Origin of the sequence: Paenibacillus sp. WLX2291, from assembly GCF_046603665.1 — a bacterium.
In the GTDB taxonomy this organism is placed as follows: domain Bacteria; phylum Bacillota; class Bacilli; order Paenibacillales; family Paenibacillaceae; genus Saccharibacillus.
The window spans coordinates 4,098,265-4,115,140 of the sequence record NZ_CP176755.1 but is presented as its reverse complement, the minus strand read 5'-3'; the positions used below and the strand labels follow the sequence as shown (position 1 = coordinate 4,115,140).

General features: G+C 43.4%; 17 protein-coding genes. 13 read left to right on the top strand and 4 right to left on the bottom strand.

The genetic code is table 11. The features are described from left to right. The first annotated feature begins 232 nt into the window (after positions 1-232). The 4 genes from ACDE64_RS17600 to ACDE64_RS17585 all read left to right on the top strand — a co-directional run bounded on the left by ACDE64_RS17600 (position 233) and on the right by ACDE64_RS17585 (position 6,062). A complete protein-coding gene (locus ACDE64_RS17600; RefSeq protein ID WP_411347703.1) occupies positions 233-1,696 on the top strand; it encodes a carboxylesterase/lipase family protein in 1,464 nt (487 codons plus the stop codon). Positions 1,697-2,034: 338 nt separating this feature from the next. Beyond that, positions 2,035-3,096, top strand: a complete 1,062-nt coding sequence (locus ACDE64_RS17595) for an HD-GYP domain-containing protein (protein ID WP_411347702.1) — start codon at positions 2,035-2,037, stop codon at positions 3,094-3,096. Positions 3,097-3,445: 349 nt separating this feature from the next. Continuing rightward, entirely contained in the window at positions 3,446-5,455 is a 2,010-nt protein-coding gene (locus tag ACDE64_RS17590) for a S9 family peptidase (protein ID WP_411347701.1), read from the top strand. A 28-nt stretch (positions 5,456-5,483) separates the two neighbouring features. Then, complete coding sequence (locus ACDE64_RS17585; protein ID WP_411347700.1) at positions 5,484-6,062, top strand: GNAT family N-acetyltransferase; 579 nt, start codon at positions 5,484-5,486, stop codon at positions 6,060-6,062. A 196-nt stretch (positions 6,063-6,258) separates the two neighbouring features. Here the strand turns inward: ACDE64_RS17585 and ACDE64_RS17580 are convergent, their stop codons facing one another. Continuing rightward, positions 6,259-6,975 carry an S-layer homology domain-containing protein gene (locus ACDE64_RS17580; RefSeq protein WP_411347699.1) on the bottom strand — a complete coding sequence of 239 codons (717 nt, stop codon included), beginning with the start codon at positions 6,973-6,975 and terminating at the stop codon, positions 6,259-6,261. Between the two features lie 415 nt (positions 6,976-7,390). Here ACDE64_RS17580 and ACDE64_RS17575 point away from each other — a divergent pair, with 415 nt between their 5' ends. Both ACDE64_RS17575 and ACDE64_RS17570 read left to right on the top strand, forming a co-directional pair. Then, positions 7,391-7,567: a hypothetical protein gene (locus ACDE64_RS17575; RefSeq protein WP_411343410.1), complete on the top strand. Its 177-nt coding sequence runs from the start codon at positions 7,391-7,393 to the stop codon at positions 7,565-7,567. 240 nt (positions 7,568-7,807) lie between these two features. Further along, positions 7,808-8,611 (top strand): alpha/beta hydrolase, encoded by an 804-nt coding sequence (locus ACDE64_RS17570; RefSeq protein ID WP_411347698.1) that lies wholly within the window; start codon positions 7,808-7,810, stop codon positions 8,609-8,611. A gap of 173 nt (positions 8,612-8,784) precedes the next feature. Here ACDE64_RS17570 and ACDE64_RS17565 read toward each other — a convergent pair whose 3' ends face one another. The 3 genes from ACDE64_RS17565 to ACDE64_RS17555 all read right to left on the bottom strand — a co-directional run bounded on the left by ACDE64_RS17565 (position 8,785) and on the right by ACDE64_RS17555 (position 11,831). Next, positions 8,785-9,879, bottom strand: a complete 1,095-nt coding sequence (locus ACDE64_RS17565) for a mechanosensitive ion channel family protein (protein WP_411343408.1) — start codon at positions 9,877-9,879, stop codon at positions 8,785-8,787. 382 nt (positions 9,880-10,261) lie between these two features. Beyond that, entirely contained in the window at positions 10,262-10,522 is a 261-nt protein-coding gene (locus tag ACDE64_RS17560; protein WP_411343407.1) for a GlsB/YeaQ/YmgE family stress response membrane protein, read from the bottom strand. A gap of 409 nt (positions 10,523-10,931) precedes the next feature. After that, positions 10,932-11,831: a manganese catalase family protein gene (locus ACDE64_RS17555; RefSeq protein WP_411343406.1), complete on the bottom strand. Its 900-nt coding sequence runs from the start codon at positions 11,829-11,831 to the stop codon at positions 10,932-10,934. 264 nt (positions 11,832-12,095) lie between these two features. Between ACDE64_RS17555 and ACDE64_RS17550 the strand changes: the two genes are divergently transcribed. The 7 genes from ACDE64_RS17550 to ACDE64_RS17520 all read left to right on the top strand — a co-directional run bounded on the left by ACDE64_RS17550 (position 12,096) and on the right by ACDE64_RS17520 (position 16,784). Beyond that, complete coding sequence (locus tag ACDE64_RS17550; RefSeq protein WP_411350329.1) at positions 12,096-13,034, top strand: sugar-binding transcriptional regulator; 939 nt, start codon at positions 12,096-12,098, stop codon at positions 13,032-13,034. Between the two features lie 291 nt (positions 13,035-13,325). Then, the gene (locus ACDE64_RS17545; RefSeq protein WP_411347697.1) at positions 13,326-13,721 is read left to right on the top strand and encodes a hypothetical protein; all 396 of its coding nucleotides are present in this window, start codon (positions 13,326-13,328) and stop codon (positions 13,719-13,721) included. A gap of 690 nt (positions 13,722-14,411) precedes the next feature. Beyond that, positions 14,412-14,873, top strand: a complete 462-nt coding sequence (locus tag ACDE64_RS17540; protein ID WP_411347696.1) for a hypothetical protein — start codon at positions 14,412-14,414, stop codon at positions 14,871-14,873. Positions 14,874-14,906: 33 nt separating this feature from the next. Next, positions 14,907-15,344 carry a hypothetical protein gene (locus tag ACDE64_RS17535; RefSeq protein WP_411347695.1) on the top strand — a complete coding sequence of 146 codons (438 nt, stop codon included), beginning with the start codon at positions 14,907-14,909 and terminating at the stop codon, positions 15,342-15,344. Positions 15,345-15,487: 143 nt separating this feature from the next. Further along, complete coding sequence (locus ACDE64_RS17530) at positions 15,488-15,706, top strand: Imm7 family immunity protein (RefSeq protein ID WP_411347694.1); 219 nt, start codon at positions 15,488-15,490, stop codon at positions 15,704-15,706. Between the two features lie 21 nt (positions 15,707-15,727). Beyond that, complete coding sequence (locus tag ACDE64_RS17525) at positions 15,728-16,483, top strand: hypothetical protein (protein WP_411347693.1); 756 nt, start codon at positions 15,728-15,730, stop codon at positions 16,481-16,483. Positions 16,484-16,523: 40 nt separating this feature from the next. Further along, complete coding sequence (locus tag ACDE64_RS17520) at positions 16,524-16,784, top strand: DUF1871 family protein (protein ID WP_411347692.1); 261 nt, start codon at positions 16,524-16,526, stop codon at positions 16,782-16,784. The last annotated feature ends 92 nt before the right edge of the window (positions 16,785-16,876 follow it).

Here is a 16,876-nt window from a genome sequence, read left to right as displayed (position 1 = left end):
TACCTTCAATATCGGGTATATGATGTATACAGGTATAGTCTAATGGGCATCTTCACTTTTCTATATCAATCATCCGTCCCTGACTGCATTCCTTGCCAGTATATCACACCAACTGTCATCTTTTGCAAAAGAGATACAGCACTACATTGCGAAAATTGTGGCACTACGTCCCCATATGTTTAAATGAGAATATACACTTTAGTATTACGAACCGGAAGGATGAAGAATAGTCATGGAAAATACACTCATTTCTACAGTATACGGAGAAGTTCAAGGTGTGCGCGAGAATGGCACAGTCATCTGGCGCGGCATTCCTTATGCCCAGCCACCGGTAGGCGATTTACGCTTCCAGCCGCCCCAACCATTACAAGCATGGGAAGGCGCGCGCGATGCAACACGTTTTGGACCTGTTAGCCCTCAGTCGGATAGCGAGCTGGAAAATTCATATCCCGATGGGATGCGTCCGGTCAAATCGGAAGATTGTTTGTATTTGAATATATGGGCAGCCGACGGTCCCGCTCGGGAGACTCCACTACCCGTAATGGTTTGGATTCATGGCGGAGCTTTTATGAACGGTGCAGGTAGTTTGCCATTTTACGATGGTACTTCATTTGTGCTGAACAGCGAAGTTATTGTTGTTACTATCAATTATCGACTTGGTGTATTCGGATTTCTCGATTTGTCTCATCATGGACAATCGGAATCTGCGAACCTCGGCTTACAGGATCAGATTGCCGCACTACAATGGGTGCAAGACAATATTGCTGCATTTGGCGGTGATCCAGATCGAGTAACGATTTTTGGTGAATCTGCCGGAGCGATGAGTATTGCAGCATTGCTGGCAATGCCTGCATCCAAGGGATTGTTCCGCGCCGCCATTTTGCAAAGTGGAGCATCTCAGTTTACTACGCCTGACGTATCCCGTACTGTTACTGAGCACCTGATTGCCAGTCTGGGTGGTAGTCACGGTGATACGTCTGTACTGTATCAGGCTTCGACGGAGCAGCTATTAAGCGCTGGCGAACAGGTGCGAAGTGGCGCGGGAGCATTATCGATGCCGTTCCAACCTGTGCTGCATGAATCAACGTTACCTATAGAACCACTACAAGCGATTCGCAATGGGGCAGCCAAAGGAATCCCCCTAATTATCGGTACCAATATGGATGAAGGATCGATGTTTGTGCATATTTCATCTGAGTTGATGAGCAAGCCGCAAATTGCCGGAGTACTAGAATCGATGACCGGTTTGAATGCAGCTCCATTGATTGAGCAGTATCCCATGACTGCCGAAGGTCAAGCACAGATTATGACCGATCTGTTTTTCTGGCGCAGCGCCATTCAATATGCGGAAGCGCAATTGGAGCATGGTGATGTATGGATGTATCGGTTTGACTGGAATCAGTCAGGGCATCAATTTTTTAATACGGCAACTCATGCGAGTGAGATTCCATTTGTATTTAACAATCAGCTTCTACTTCAGCATATGGGTGTTGAACTGGATGAGCAAACGTTGAATATGGCAACACAGATGCAGCGCGCATGGGCGACATTTGCGCATACTGCTATTCCGACTACTCTGGAAATTCCATGGACGGATTATAATCGTCATGAGCGTAATACACTTGTATTCAACCGTATCATTGAATTAGTACAAGACCCGGATGCTGAGAAACGCATTCAGTTCATTGGTGAATAAGCACGATAGATCAACAAGGCGCAAATGAAGCAGCTAGTTTGGCTTCATTTGCGCCTTGTTTTGTGATATTCTCCATTCAGATAGCAGCCTCTATGAAACAGCTGTAACCACAAGTCTAGTCTATTCTAGTCCAAAAGAGATAGTTACTACATGCCTGCCTGCACAAACGTGAATGCGCTATATCTCAGGATTGAGCAAGAAGTTCTATAATAAAGTAGCAATCATTTACCGATAACATTAATACTTAAAATATGTCAAAATATGCTGTAATGTTACATATTTACTGTTCATTCTGCATCTTATGCTGTCGAATATACTCATTTGCTGGAGGGATTATTTTGTTAATACATATTGATGATATAAAACAGGGAGACCGGCTTGGCGCAGATGCATTTAACCATTCTGGTGTCCCGCTGCTCAAGCAAGGTACACTGCTAACAGCGGAAGATATTACGCTGTTGACGCGTCACCAACTCGATTATATCGATGTGGAAACGGCGGCAACGTCCAAATCGCTGGATGATCCAAGCGCGCTTGCTGTCCCGGATCTGATCGGTCTACCTACCCAATTGAAAAAGAACGTAGAGCTATCGCTGCAAACGTATCAATCCATTTTTCTGGAATCGTTAACACGGGGCAAGTTCAGCGGCGATCTGACCGGGCAACTGCTGGAACCATTATTGCTTGATCTGGATGGAAAAAAGGATGTCGTATCCTTGCTGCTGATGCTGGAAGCAGAGGATGATCATATTTACAGCCATTCACTCAAAGTCGGCTTGCTCAGCTATTACATCGCCGGTTGGCTTGGTCATACGGAGGCTGAATGTTATCGTATTAGCCGTGCTGGTTATTTGCATGATATCGGTAAAAGCCGTCTGCCTTCTATTATTCGTGGCGGTAAGGACAGCATGAACGCATCGGAGATGAAAGAATATCGTATGCATACTCAGTATGGCTACGATCTGATCATGGAATCTCTAGGCGATAAACCGACCGCACTGGTCGCATTGCAGCATCATGAACGCGGCGATGGCACCGGTTATCCACAGCGATTATACAAAAATGGCATTCATGCTTACACTCGAATCGTGTCCGTTGCGGATGAGTTTATTAATATGGCGGCTGTGAACGAAGATGGTAGCAAAGAGGGGCTAGTTAGTATTTTGCAAAATATTTACGAACTTGGCTTCTCCAAACTGCATGAGAAACCGGTACAAGCGCTGATCTATCACATGTCGCCCAATCTGGTTGGCAAACGCGTCGAATTGGATAACGGTCAGAACGGCGTGATTATCCTTGCCAATCAGACCGATATGTTCCGTCCGCTCGTGCAGACAGGTGAACAATTCATCGATCTGTCCAAAGAACGCCAAGTAAAGATTCGCAAAGTACTCATTTAATCGCGTACACTTAGACACAGACACAGACACAGACACAGACACAGACACAGACACAGACACAGACACAGACACAGACACAGACACAGACACAGACACAGACACAGACACAGACACAGACACAGACACAGACACAGAAACAGACACAGACACAGACACAAGCGAGAAATGTGACTCCATCCCTCTATCCCTCTATCCTTGTCTTACCTCAGCCTCGGTATAACAACCGGGGCTTTTGCATGTTGATTTGCCATCATGTCGCACATTGCGTAATGACGTCAGGTGGGCTACTATGTGCAGTATGGGTGAAAATGGAAAGAACGTACGAATTGTTCACCCGATGAGGAGGCGGATGATGATGGGCAAACAACATAAAGTACAAGCAGAGGACTTATACCGTTTTCGCTGGATCCAAGAACCGGTTGCTGACCCTACCGGGCAACGGATTGTATACGTGAGTCGTCAGGTGAATGAGAAGCGTACCGGATATGATCTGCAATTGCGAATCATGCAAGCAGATGGCAGTGACGAACGCCAATTTACAGCAGGATCAAGTGACCGCGCACCAGCTTGGTCGCCAGATGGGCAACGGATCGCTTTTTTGCGATTACACGATAAGAAGACACAGGTATGGATCATCCCGGCAAATGGTGGTGAAGCGACGGTAGCAACCTCATTGCTAGAAGGCGTAAGTGCATTCCAATGGTCGCCAGATGGCAATCATCTACTGCTGACGGCTGAACAGGAACAGGATACAGAGGAGACGACCGATCATTCCAAGCAAGCCGATGATAACGATAAGCTGGAAGCACTGATCGTCGACCGGATTACATACAAATCGGACAGTGGCGGATTGTGGAACGGACGACGTGAGCATTTGTACGTTTATCATGTGGAAACTGGAAAAGGGCAATGGATCACGTCCGGTGCTTACGATGTGCATGCTGCGGTCTGGTCACATGACGGACAACAGATTGCATTTGCCGCACATATGCCTGCGGACGACGAAGCCGATCCTGATTTTGCCCTGACGAGCGATCTGTATAGCATTCGGATAGATGGCAGTGGATTGACATGTTGGACAAACAATCAATACGAGCTGGCTTCGCTATCCTGGTCGCCAGATGGCAAGCAGATTGCTTTTATCGCCAGTGATGAGTCGTATCACAATGCGACTTTGTTGCGACTGTATGGGTTGTCATTGCACGATAGTAGCATCACCTGTCTATGCGATGATGCAGAGCTAATGATAACGAATGTATTGGTTGGCGATACTGGTATCGGCGCCAATGCGCGACCGATATACAGCAAGGATAGCAAGCACATTTATGTGCAAAGTTCAGCGGAAGGCACAGTGCAGTTGCTGCAACTGGCAGCAGATGGTTCCGGTCATACTGTATTGCTGGATGGACAGCGCAATATTCATTATTTTACCCCGCTGCATAATGGGACATTCGCAATTGTATCTGCTTCTCCATTGCAACCCGGGGAATTGTTTCTAGCTGATCCGGCAACAGGGACAGAAACGCAATTGACACATGCCAACGATGCATTGCTGGCGGAATTGTTGCTCAGTACACCGCAGGAGCTGCATTTGACTTCGGTAGATGGGCATCCGCTACAGGCATGGCTTATGCCACCGGTAGATGTGGAGTATAGCGCCGATCACAAAGTACCTGCTGTGCTAGAGATTCATGGTGGTCCGCATATGATGTACGGATTTACATTTGTACTGGAATTCCAATTGCTGTGTTCGCAAGGATATGCGGTCATATTCACCAATCCACGTGGTAGTCATGGGTATGGGCAGACCTTTGTAAATGCATGCCGGGGGGATTATGGTGGTGGCGATTATCGTGATCTGATGACTGTGGCCGATTATATGTTGGAGCATACAGATTGGATTGATCCCCAGCGCATCGGGGTAACAGGCGGTAGCTATGGCGGATTCATGACCAACTGGATTGTCGGTCAGACGGATCGCTTCAAGGCAGCAGTGACGCAGCGTTCGATTAGCAACTGGATTTCATTTTATGGAGTGAGTGATATCGGATTTTATTTTACGGAGGATCAGATTGGCGGCAATCCGTGGGACAAGCTGGAGCAGCTATGGAAGCATTCGCCACTTGCGTACGCAGGGAATGTGAAGACGCCGATTCTTATCCTGCATGGGGAAAAGGATTTGCGTTGTCCGATTGAACAGGCGGAGCAGTGGTTTACGGCATTGAAGCGTCTTGGTGTCACAACGCGTCTTGTACGCTTCCCGGAAGCCAATCATGAACTGTCTCGTTCCGGGCATCCGCAGTTGCGTATCCAGCGGTTGCAGCAGATTACCGGCTGGTTTGAACACTATCTCCGTTGAGCGAATCATACAATATGGAGATGATCAGATGGAAGAAGCAACATCGTATCAAGAAGGCGTAGTCAAGATTCGTCCGGCAGTACAGATTGATGCGGAAACGCTATGGCGACTTGCTTACGAAGACGTCGCACCAGAATGGAAAAAGTGGGATGCTCCTTATTATGAGCATGTGCCACTCACGTATGAGCAATTTATAGAGCGCGAGCAGGAAAGCTGGATCGATAATGATGCTCGCTGGGTCATTGAAGTCGATGGGAATGTAGTCGGAATGGTTAGCTATTATTGGGAGCATCAACCGTCGTGGTGGCTGGAGATGGGCATTGTTATTTTCGATCCGGCGTACTGGAATGGCGGCTATGGCACGATTGCATTCACGTTGTGGATCAGACATTTGTTTACAATTATGCCACTTGTACGTGTAGGATACACAACATGGTCTGGCAATGAGCGAATGGTGCAGATCGGCTACAAGCTGGGCATGACAATGGAAGCGCGACTCCGCAAATGCCGTCTCTATGAGGGAGTGTACTACGATTCGATTCGAATGGGGCTGCTACGCGAAGAATGGGAAGCATTCATAGCAGCGAAAACAGCAACAGACACGTAGTATTGAAATGGAATCTACCATCATAAAAGACCTTGCCAATGGATCAGAGAAGATTGACGTCCCTGTTCCAAAAGCAAGGTCTTTGGTTTGTGATGCAAAGGTATGAATGATATCAAGTGATGCATGATGTACATACATATACGCCATGTGTTCCGTACACTACAGCATGAACCTCTACGTACTATTATAGTTATTGTTAACTTTCGCCCTCAACTGCATCGTCTGACGGAGTCATGCTGGTATTGTCAGTCGTTGGATTGCTCAGCTCTGGATGTTCCTGCAAATATTGTAGCGCATTATAGATCATTACCGCTGCTTCAGCGCGAGTAATCGGCTGCGTCGGATCGAAGTTACCACTGCTGTCCAACTCGGTAATATTCCATGCGAGCGAACGTTGAATCGCGCCTTGATAAGCGGCAGTGATTTTGCTCTCATCCTTGATTGTTACTGGCTCAACGTTGATCTGCGGCAGATTACCAGCTTTTTGCATAGCAGCGACTGTGAAGTTAGTAAATTGTTCACGCGTCAGTTTGCCGGACGGTTCAATCGCACGTGGCACTTCCAGTCCATTGACCGCAGCAATGATGAACGCGTCTGAGTACCAGACGTTATCTTTCACTTTGGTATAGGAATCGCTGGCTTCTGGTGCTTTGATAAATTTGTAATCGTCTAGACTGAGTTTGAAGCTGTTGACGAGCAATTGTACACCTTGCGAGGAGGTGATCGTCTGATTCGGTTTGAACTGTGTCGCTGTCACTCCACTAATATAACCACGTTCCTGTAGAGACTCAATTTTGTCCTTGCCCTCTACATTAGTAAGGTCGGTAAAGTTACTGCTTGCTGCGAACGCCTGCGTACTTAATGCGAACGTTAGTACGGAAGCAGCAGCTACGGCTGTCCATGTATGCTTCATGAATAATCCCCTTTCCTACTCCTAAATGTGATCCTTCCTACTCCTTCTGACGCGTCTGTGAAAAAGAAGGTTGCACTAATGATACTTTTAATTTAAAAACATGTAAATATGAATCAGTCTTGCGACATATGCCCTTTTTTCGTAATTGTCGACAAATGTAGGGTATATGATCCTAGTTTTTGTCGACAAAAAGTATGCGAAAAAGTCAAAATAAATTCGACAAACCGGGTCTATCGATTCATTTATAGAAAAAACTCCAGAATATGTATTTTAGGTATTTTCAATAGGAAGATTTGGGGGTATAACTATATTAACTTAATTACATGTGTAGGAAGTCGACATAGGAATTCCTAGGAAGCAAAACATACATCGAACACGATCACATTACATCACAAAATAAGGAGCGTGAATGAAGATGAATATCAACTTGAGCGTATATCAAATGACACCATACAATCATCAACAATTCAGACCACAAGCAACAGTAACGGCAGCGAAGACGGATGCAGGTGGCAACGGTCAAAGTTTCCAAGAACTGCTGAACGCACAAATGGCAGGTAGCACTGGGATTACAACTTCCCGTAGACGCTAATCACTCATTGATCGGTAAGCAATGGAATGACGGTTATCTATTTTAGTAACAGGTATTGATCTGTGAATCACGCATGAGAACGAGCGGAACGTTGCTCAGCGATAGTACGACCATATCATATAATGATTCCAATATGAGATTCCTATTGGGAGCCGAAGCTTACATAACGGGCAACTGTCTTTGCAGACAGGGGTCCTTTTTTATTATGATGAAAAGGAATAGAGCAGAGGAGGCTATAGAATGGCACTGATTCAATGCGACTTTTATTCTGATGTACTTGGTTTATCGACATCGATGACGGTGATTTTGCCCCAGCAAACCCGTACCCAGATTGGTATGGAAGGGAAGGCGGGGGATGGTAAGCATCCAACGCTATACTTGCTGCATGGGCTATCAGATGATCATTCGATCTGGTTGCGTCGTACATCGATTGAGCGCTATGCGGCGGCATATGGATTGGCAGTCGTGATGCCGAATGCACATCGCAGCTTTTATACTGATATGGAGCAGGGTGGACAGTATTATACGTTTGTATCCGAAGAACTGCCACAGTTAGCAGAATCGTTCTTCCCGCTGTCTACGCGTCGGGAGGATCGTTTTGTTGCGGGTCTGTCTATGGGTGGATATGGTGCGTTGAAGCTCGGTATGAGCAAGCCAGAGCGGTATGCAGCAGCTGCCAGTCTATCTGGGGTTACGGAGCTGGAATTCATGTTCAATACGCGAGAGAAGGACCCGACATCATTAGGTGAGATTCAGCGAATCTTTGGTTCATTGCAACAGTCCAAAGGTACAGTAAACGATCTCTTTTATTTGGCGGAACAATTGGCGGATGGGAAGACTGACTACGTTCCAGCACTATATCAGTGCTGTGGTACTGAAGATTTCTTATATGATGGCAATGTGCGCTTTCGGGATCATGTGAACAAGCTAGGATTGGAACTAACGTACGAAGAGGAGCCGGGTAAGCATGAGTGGGGCTACTGGGACAACAAAATTCAGCGTGTGCTAGAATGGCTACCACTGAATCCAGCAGAGAACGATTAATTGTTGCTACACAGAGATGACTTTTTCAAATACCAATGTTTCTATAAAGATATACGTCTGTACACGTAGGAACGGATCACCTGCTCCTATAGGAAGATGGTGTGAAAATAGCCAGTCTGCGCATATTTCTCAAAGCGCAGACTGGCTATTTTTATGACCGCTATTCGATTAGATTATGCTTTGCGCGCTTCCAGTTCCGGTTCTTGCACAAGTACACGCTGTGTTGGGAATGCCAGCTTCACGCCTTCTTCCTCTAATACTTGCATCACATGCAGATTCAGCTGCTGACGATATACCAGATTATCGCCCCATGCTGGAGACTTGGTAAAACACTGCACCATAATGCCAAGACTACTCTCATAAAATTCATTAAACTTAACCATTACACTACCTGGTGCAATCGATTCGTCATGTTCCAGATACTCGGTCAAACGGGCAACGACCTTCTCAATGCGATCGCCTGACGTGTATAGCGATACTTTGATATTGAAGAAGATTTTACGTTTGCCCATCTGACTGCCGTTTGTAATCGCGGAGGCAGCCAGCTTGGAATTAGGAACGATAACTAACGCATCGGTAAAGGTGCGGATCTTCGAGCTGCGGAAGGTAATATCTTCAACAATGCCCTCAATATCCGGTGTAGAGATCCAGTCGCCTCTGGAGAATGGCTTTTCCAAAATAATAATAATACCAGCGATAATGTTACTAAGCGATTCCTGAGCAGCGAGCGCGATGGCGAGACTGCCCAACCCCATACCTGCAACAACGCCGTTAATGCTGAATCCCCACTCCGCGCCGACAATCGTAATTACGAGCAGGATTACGATAAAGCGGATCACTTTGGACAAAAAGGGAATAATCATGCTGGATGCATCCAGTCCGAATCGTTTGCCTGCGCCTTCCAGTAGTAGGGAAGAGGAGGCAGACACATTGTACAATCCCCAGCCAAGCAGCGCGACGCTAATGCTGCGATAGATCCGGTTCACATCGACAACAAAGCTCCATTGCTCATGCATAAAATAACGCAAGGATAAATACGTGCCGATCAGAATGAAAAAGTACTGAAGCGGCTTCTCGAATGCTTGCGCCCAGCGGATCAACGCTGGATGATTCTTGAAGCGTCCAATTACAAAGGCAAACAGATAACGCGTAAATAGTTTACGAAAGCCTAGAAACAATGCCAGAATTACAAAAGATACTAGCAAGTCGATCCAGCGTATATTGTAATACCACTGTACTGCCCAATCCCAGATCCAATTCAAATTCATACATCCCATCCTTTATCTCTGTATAGTTGTGTGTTGTGTAACAATGTTGTTCTTATAAGACTTCATGTTGTAGCTACAGTATCGCTGGTTTACTCTCTCTGTACTTCTATTACCCGTCTAACAGCCGAGCGACCAAATAGATATTGAAATATATTGAAAAGGAGAATAAACATCATAGATCAAACAACACAGAATACACAAAATAGACCAACTGAAATAGAGTAAAGGAAGTAGAAAAATGAGCGAATGAGCACAAACAAAAACCCTGCCTCACGAGGAAGCAGGGTTTCTTATAAAGAACAAGTCGATGATTGTGCTGTGATTAGAAGTAGGAATCATCTCAATGTTCCGTGTATATTGTGTACAATTTCGTATTCTACAATTAGCTACGGGTTCTGCGCATCGAACGCATAACCAGACTAACGATGAATACAAGAATGACTGCACCGATAATGGCTGGAATCAGATAGAATCCGCCAACCTCAGGTCCCCAAGAACCGAGCAATTTGCCGCCCAGCCAGCCACCGATGAAACCGGCGATAATGTTACCGATTACGCCACCAGGAATATCGCGTCCCACGATCAAACCTGCTAACCAACCAATAATACCTCCGATAATCAATGCCCATAACCATCCTAACATATCATTCGCCTCCTGAAATTATAAGTAAATTAAGTAAGTATATGAGAGTTGAATATATTTGCTACGCATACCCGATGGCCATATTATACGTTCCGGCAGAGTAGGAAAAATATTCAACAATCCGTCGTCGTTTATTACTTAACCAGCTACAACCAATTTAAACATTATGCTAAAAATTTAATAAATAGATGGCTTTTGTTGTTAGCGTTATGACGTTGAAATTGGATAAAAAATGGTTCGTGTTCGTCGTTATGAACACGAACCATTTGTGCAAGAACGTTTGATACATTCACAATGATTACATACAATAAAAGATCGAAATAAACATCATCAAACAATGAATAGGCTGTACATTCATTTGAGTATGGCTCTAAGCGCTTAAACGAATGGAATACGGAATCAAAGCAACTTAATGCACGTTTCCGCTTTGTTTCAGACGTTTGGCAATCGCAGCAAAATCTTCTTTGGAAATACCCGGAGCAAATTCTTCTTCCACTTCTGGATATTCCGGTACAGGAACGCCTTCAGGGAATCCATGAATGACCTCAAGCGGCTGACCGTCCTCTGGATGCGTGCCTTTCCAGATCTCGCCAATCGCTTTGAAATCTTCCGTACTGTGTGTGTACAGACGGGTATGCACACCTTTTTCCTCATATTTGCGCGCTTCATTAAATGACTTGTTGCTCAATGACGGCACGGGTACGAGTTTGGTTACGTCAACACCAGTAGCAATTTCGAGCGCTTTTGCATAAGCGACCACATGGACGCCGCCACGTACGAGCAGGAAGCCGACCACTTCGCGAGCTGCTGGATGATCCGTCATTTCGTATACCTTCATCTTATGCGTTCTGGCGCCGCACTCTAAGAAGAAGTTGTGCAGCAAGTCTTCGACTAAGTTGCCGCTGTTAAATACATTGTCGCCTGTCCAAGGGCGTCCCATCGAATCACGCGGCATCGCACCTTGCGCACCGGCAAGATACGGATAACTGAGACGTACATTTTTGACCGAACCGAGCGGCGTGTCATCTGGTTCTTTGTACGTGGTGGAACCTGCTTGGATCTTGTTGATGCCATGCGCCACAAGTTCCACATGTCCAAGTTCCTCCGCCGTGATGCTCGTAACGAGATCATAGAACGGTTTTAGCTTGGACTTATTACGGAAGTTAAACGACTGGAAAAGATAATTGTTCAGAGTCGACATTTCGCCAAATTTGCCGCCTAGCAGTTCTTGCACCGCTGCTGCTGCATCAGGGTCAGGACGGTCCACATCGGGAATTTGGATCAAAATCTGGTCAAGACGTGTAAACATAATCATACCTCCAGTAGTTTTGAGAATATGGCTCCGCACATAAAGAAAGCATATGTACATCATTTTGAAGCCTACACAACCAATACCCTATTTTAGGTAAAAAAAACGTTTTTAACATTTTATTACCAAAAATTTCATAGTTTCGTTGCGATCGAAAATGTCATATCATCGTATTTTGAATCGGAAAAATGTATAATCATCATAACAAGGGAGAATGTCGGCATGGCACCATCCCAATATTAATGGAGATGTGGGATGAACAGCATGGATAATGACAAGCAGCGCCTTAGCGTTGAAGCTGCCAGATTGTACTACCTATCGGACTATAGCCAGCAAGAGATCGCTACGAAACTCGGCGTCTCCCGCCCAACTGTTTCGCGCTTACTTCAACAGGCAAAGGAAAAGGGATATGTTCGGATTGAGATCGTGGACCCGCTGGAAGATTTGGATGCACTGGGAGAGCAATTGCGCCAACAGTTTTCGTTGGAGACCGTTCATGTATGTTATGCACCGGTCAATGAATACAAAGAAATTCAGAAGCATATCAGCAAGCGTGCAGCAGACTATTTGCATGAGACGGTGCAGGATAGCGACATCATCGGCGTCACATGGGGGCGGACGATGTATTCTGTAGCACGGCAACTGGAGCAGAAGCAGGTGCGCGGGGTGGAGGTTGTACAGCTGAAGGGCGGCGTTAGTCATTCGCACATTAATACATATGCTGCTGAAACGGTGAACCTGTTTGCGGAAGCATTTCATACGAGTGCGCGTTATTTGCCATTGCCGGTGATCTTCGACAGCATTGAAGTGAAACGGATGGTGGAAGAGGATCGACACATTCAGCGGATTATCGAACTAGGGCGGCAGGCGAATATCGCGATGTTTACCGTAGGTACAGTGAAGCAGGATGCGCTGCTGTTTCAGTTGGGTTATTTTAACGCGGAAGAGCAGAAGCTGCTGCAACGTACGGGGGCTGGGGATATTTGCTCACGCTTCTTTGATGCTAGTGGAGAGATATGTAGTCCCGCGATCAATGACCGTACGGTAGGCATTGATCTGCCAGATTTGCGCAAGAAGGAGAAGTCAATTCTAGTAGCTGGCGGACAGCGCAAGATCGATGCAATCCGCGCGGCACTGGTGGGCAGATATGCGAATATTCTGGTAACGGATCAGTTTACAGCGCAGGCGTTGTTGGCAGAGTGAGGGAATGGTTTGCTTTTTGAGTGCATGTTAAGGGTAGGTTATGAAATACAAAGAAGCTTTCCATTCATTGTGATGGAAGGCTTCTTTTGTTTAGATGATTAAAAGTATGTTTTTTTGCTTAACGTTCGTTATTTTTCTTTTACTGTTCACATTGATAGTAGACATTTGTTACACTTCATTAAAACGTATAAAATGGATTAAATAGCAATAAACTTGCCAAACATGATGTAGTTAAACTATTGAAAGAAAGATTGATAAATACCAAAGCTTCTAAAGTAGGAGGGAATTATCGTGTCAAATATTAAAGAAGAAGTAAGGAAAAAATGGCTGTTCATGAACAAAGAAGAAATGATTCCAGGTTTGATCGTAGATAACATGACTTATGAGCAAATGATCGGCTGGATGGATACTACTCCGTATGAAGATGCTAGAAAGCGAATGAATAGTGAAGAAGTCGAATCTTTTATTATAGAATTTGTAGAAATGATGTGGAGCATAATACCAGATTATTATGACTTGAAAGCAATATTAGATACAGAGTTCTACATAAAAAATGAAGATTGTGGAATGCTAGTAGAATGTACAGTGAATACAAATACCGTTAAGCTCTTAAAAAAGATCAGTATGCTATTAAGTCAATCTAATAGACATATCCAGGTACTTACTTTATATGTAAGTCAGCAATAATTAGATGATTTATCTGAAGAATTTGACATGACGCATGTGAAAGATTCGATTTGTATTGAATGGACAAATAAGAAAGTCATTGTGAGAATGCAAAATTGATTGGCTTGAATTTGAAATAAGAACTCATTCAATAGACAGGAGTATTCTAACATTAAAATGAAACAGTATCTAGCCTCTATGAAAATGGATTACAAGCAACAAAACATAGCTGATTTGTCCACAATAGACTTTCTTGTATTTCCTCGGTTTGTAGAATGGGATAATTGTGTTCTTTTGAAACAAAAAGAAAGTATCGATTTGCCACAGAATTTTGTTCCAAGTACATCTTGTCCAGATCGAACAGCGCTTGAAGCAATGTACAATCATATTCATTTCAATGATCTACTAAATACAAGCTGAGATCATGATTCTATATTAGGCATAGGAATAAAAGTAATGGAAGCTTGGACTTCCGTACTGTATACAAACTATGGTTCTAACAAAAAAATTACAATTGTGCTTTCTACAGATGGAGAAGAGGTCACTTTAAGATTCTATACGATGCGAGATAATGAACCGTCATGGCTTAGACTTTCCCAATTAGAGAACTACATAGAAGGACTAATGATTGCGGAAATAAACGGATGAGTAATTTTGAGGAAACACAATGCCTTGTATATATTTAATTCAATTATAGAATGGAGTAGCTAAATGAATCTAAAATGTATCTCCCTTGAAAATAGCAAATCCATCTCTCAATCCGTCTGTTCATATATACCCGAAGTTCAAACGTTCAATGTTATAACAGAATATATGTCAGATGAATGTATCCCTTATAGATTAAGTATGGGCGCGTGCGTATGGCTAACTGCAACAGGTGTGCTAGGAGAAATTGAACTCATCTATCCTCTACAACTATCTGAACATATTCTGTGGAAAAGGAATCATACTAGCAAACAAAAAGGTCATCCCTATTTTCAAGACCTTGAATACGAATATGAGAATGTAGTAGTAGAAGTAGCTGAGAATCAATTTATTATTTGGCTAGATACACAAAGCGTAATCGATTTGGAAATTACGGCAAATAATCTGATGTACCTTTTCAGTAAGAATCGTTTGGTTGGTTTATATGCAAAGGGCTACAAAATTATAGCGTATGAATCAAAACATTGATTATGTGCCTTTTACTAAGAAAGGAGAGTCTATTTGAATCTACAAGAATTAATGAAAATGCCTGACAGGTTATCTGCCGAGACTTTGGAGAACCTATTCAATCAAGCCATTCAAGATTTCCAAAATCAATCCAACAACGAGAATCAGTTTCTAGAAATCATTATGGAATTGACCGATCGGCAGGTTATGACATATCAGCTGTTGGATACAGAAATCAGGAATACGATAGATCAGATCCTATGCTCTATATTAAATATTGAGATGTATCACAATGTAGATATCATCTTATCCATTGTTATTAATCTGGGTTTGGAGAATTGCTTTAACCTTTTTACACAGTTTGTTGAGAGCAATGTACAAATGGACAAAGAAACATATGACGAGATTACAGCAGCTATTGAAGAAGTAGGCAATCATATCTGCAATCCTTACTATGATTTAGAAGCACTCAAAAAAGACGTTAAACTTTAAAATGATCAAGAAGAATAAACTGTCCAGATAAACCGTCAAAGGTGATGACGAATGTAGGAGGAATGAGCATGTATCAGTATCATGGCTGAGCAGTTGTTCATCCAAAAGGTCTGACTAATCTTGGGTATGAGCAGCAAGTAAACATGATGCGTGAGGTTCAGGAGTATATCGAATATCTGCAAGAACATTTGGATGTTGTCCAAATTCAAGCAATTAATGGTCAATATCATATTTGGCTAACCGGCTTTAAAAATCGCCAAGTAGCAGATGAACTTGAGCCGATCCATCTGGTATACAAATTAGCTACATATACAGATGAAGCGTATGGAATAATCTACGTTTATGATGATGAAGCTGATTGATATTGATAAGGAGGAACATAGTTGAACCAACACAGAACGCCACGATTTAGCATCATACATGACGATGACGAAACCATATTGGCATATTTTAATTGCTGGTCGATTGTCAACGGGGAAGAGGACGACGAGTACCAGTTCATGCTTAGCGATATTCAGTGGATGCCTTGTGCATATAAAGCTTCTTCTATAATTGGAAATATACGCTTAGGCATTTTAAACTATACTGGTAATAAGATTGGGGAATACTTTGTTCATTTGCAACAACGCACAAAGTGGCGCGATCTTGGTAAGCAGGAATGGATGATAGATACGGTTATGAACGAAGAAATATGTATGGAAGAGTTGGATATGTGGGATTTGCTCAGAGATGATCGTCGTATATCTTCCGGTATGTGGTTGACATTTTCTCAGCATCGGAGAGAAATGTGGTTGAAATTGGTCAGATATCACTCTTCATATAATGATCTACATACTGATAAATTGATCTATGAAAGCAAAGAGCCACACTCTTTTAAGCTTGATATGCATCATGTACGGGATAGAGTTTCTTTCTTCTTACTGTTGGGTGAATGTTTGAATGGACCTGCTGGTTATTATGGAATAGGTTTGGATAGTCTGAAAGATTGTTTGTATGGTGGTTTTGGAACGGTTGTGCCTTTTACATTGCAAATCTTACATGCTCCAAATAAAAATAAGACCCTACAAGATCCTTTTATTAAAGAATTCTTACAATTGATTGATTTGATGCAGAATTCTGGTGTTGAAGTGATTGTATAATAAGGAGCAATTCATATAGTAAGAAAGGAGCATAAGGCAAATGGAGCACAATCACAACATCACTACAATCATTAATCAATGGAATCCAATCGGTATTTATCCGTTGGTAGAAGATGAATATGAGTTTGAGATTGCCATGTTGATCAATGAAATTAGTAAACATGATAACTTGTTTGATATCGATCATATAGCACATATGCTTCATCGAATATTTAAACTACAATTTGCCGAAGACTTTAGTTGCTCTATAATGGAATGCAGAATTATAGCTATTCAAATATTCGCATGCTATACCCATTAATCCATCAATAGTCTCCCCATTTCCCCCTACCACAAAATCTTCACGTGCTATTCCTCAATATCTGTGCTATCATAACAATCGTTTGCCCCATT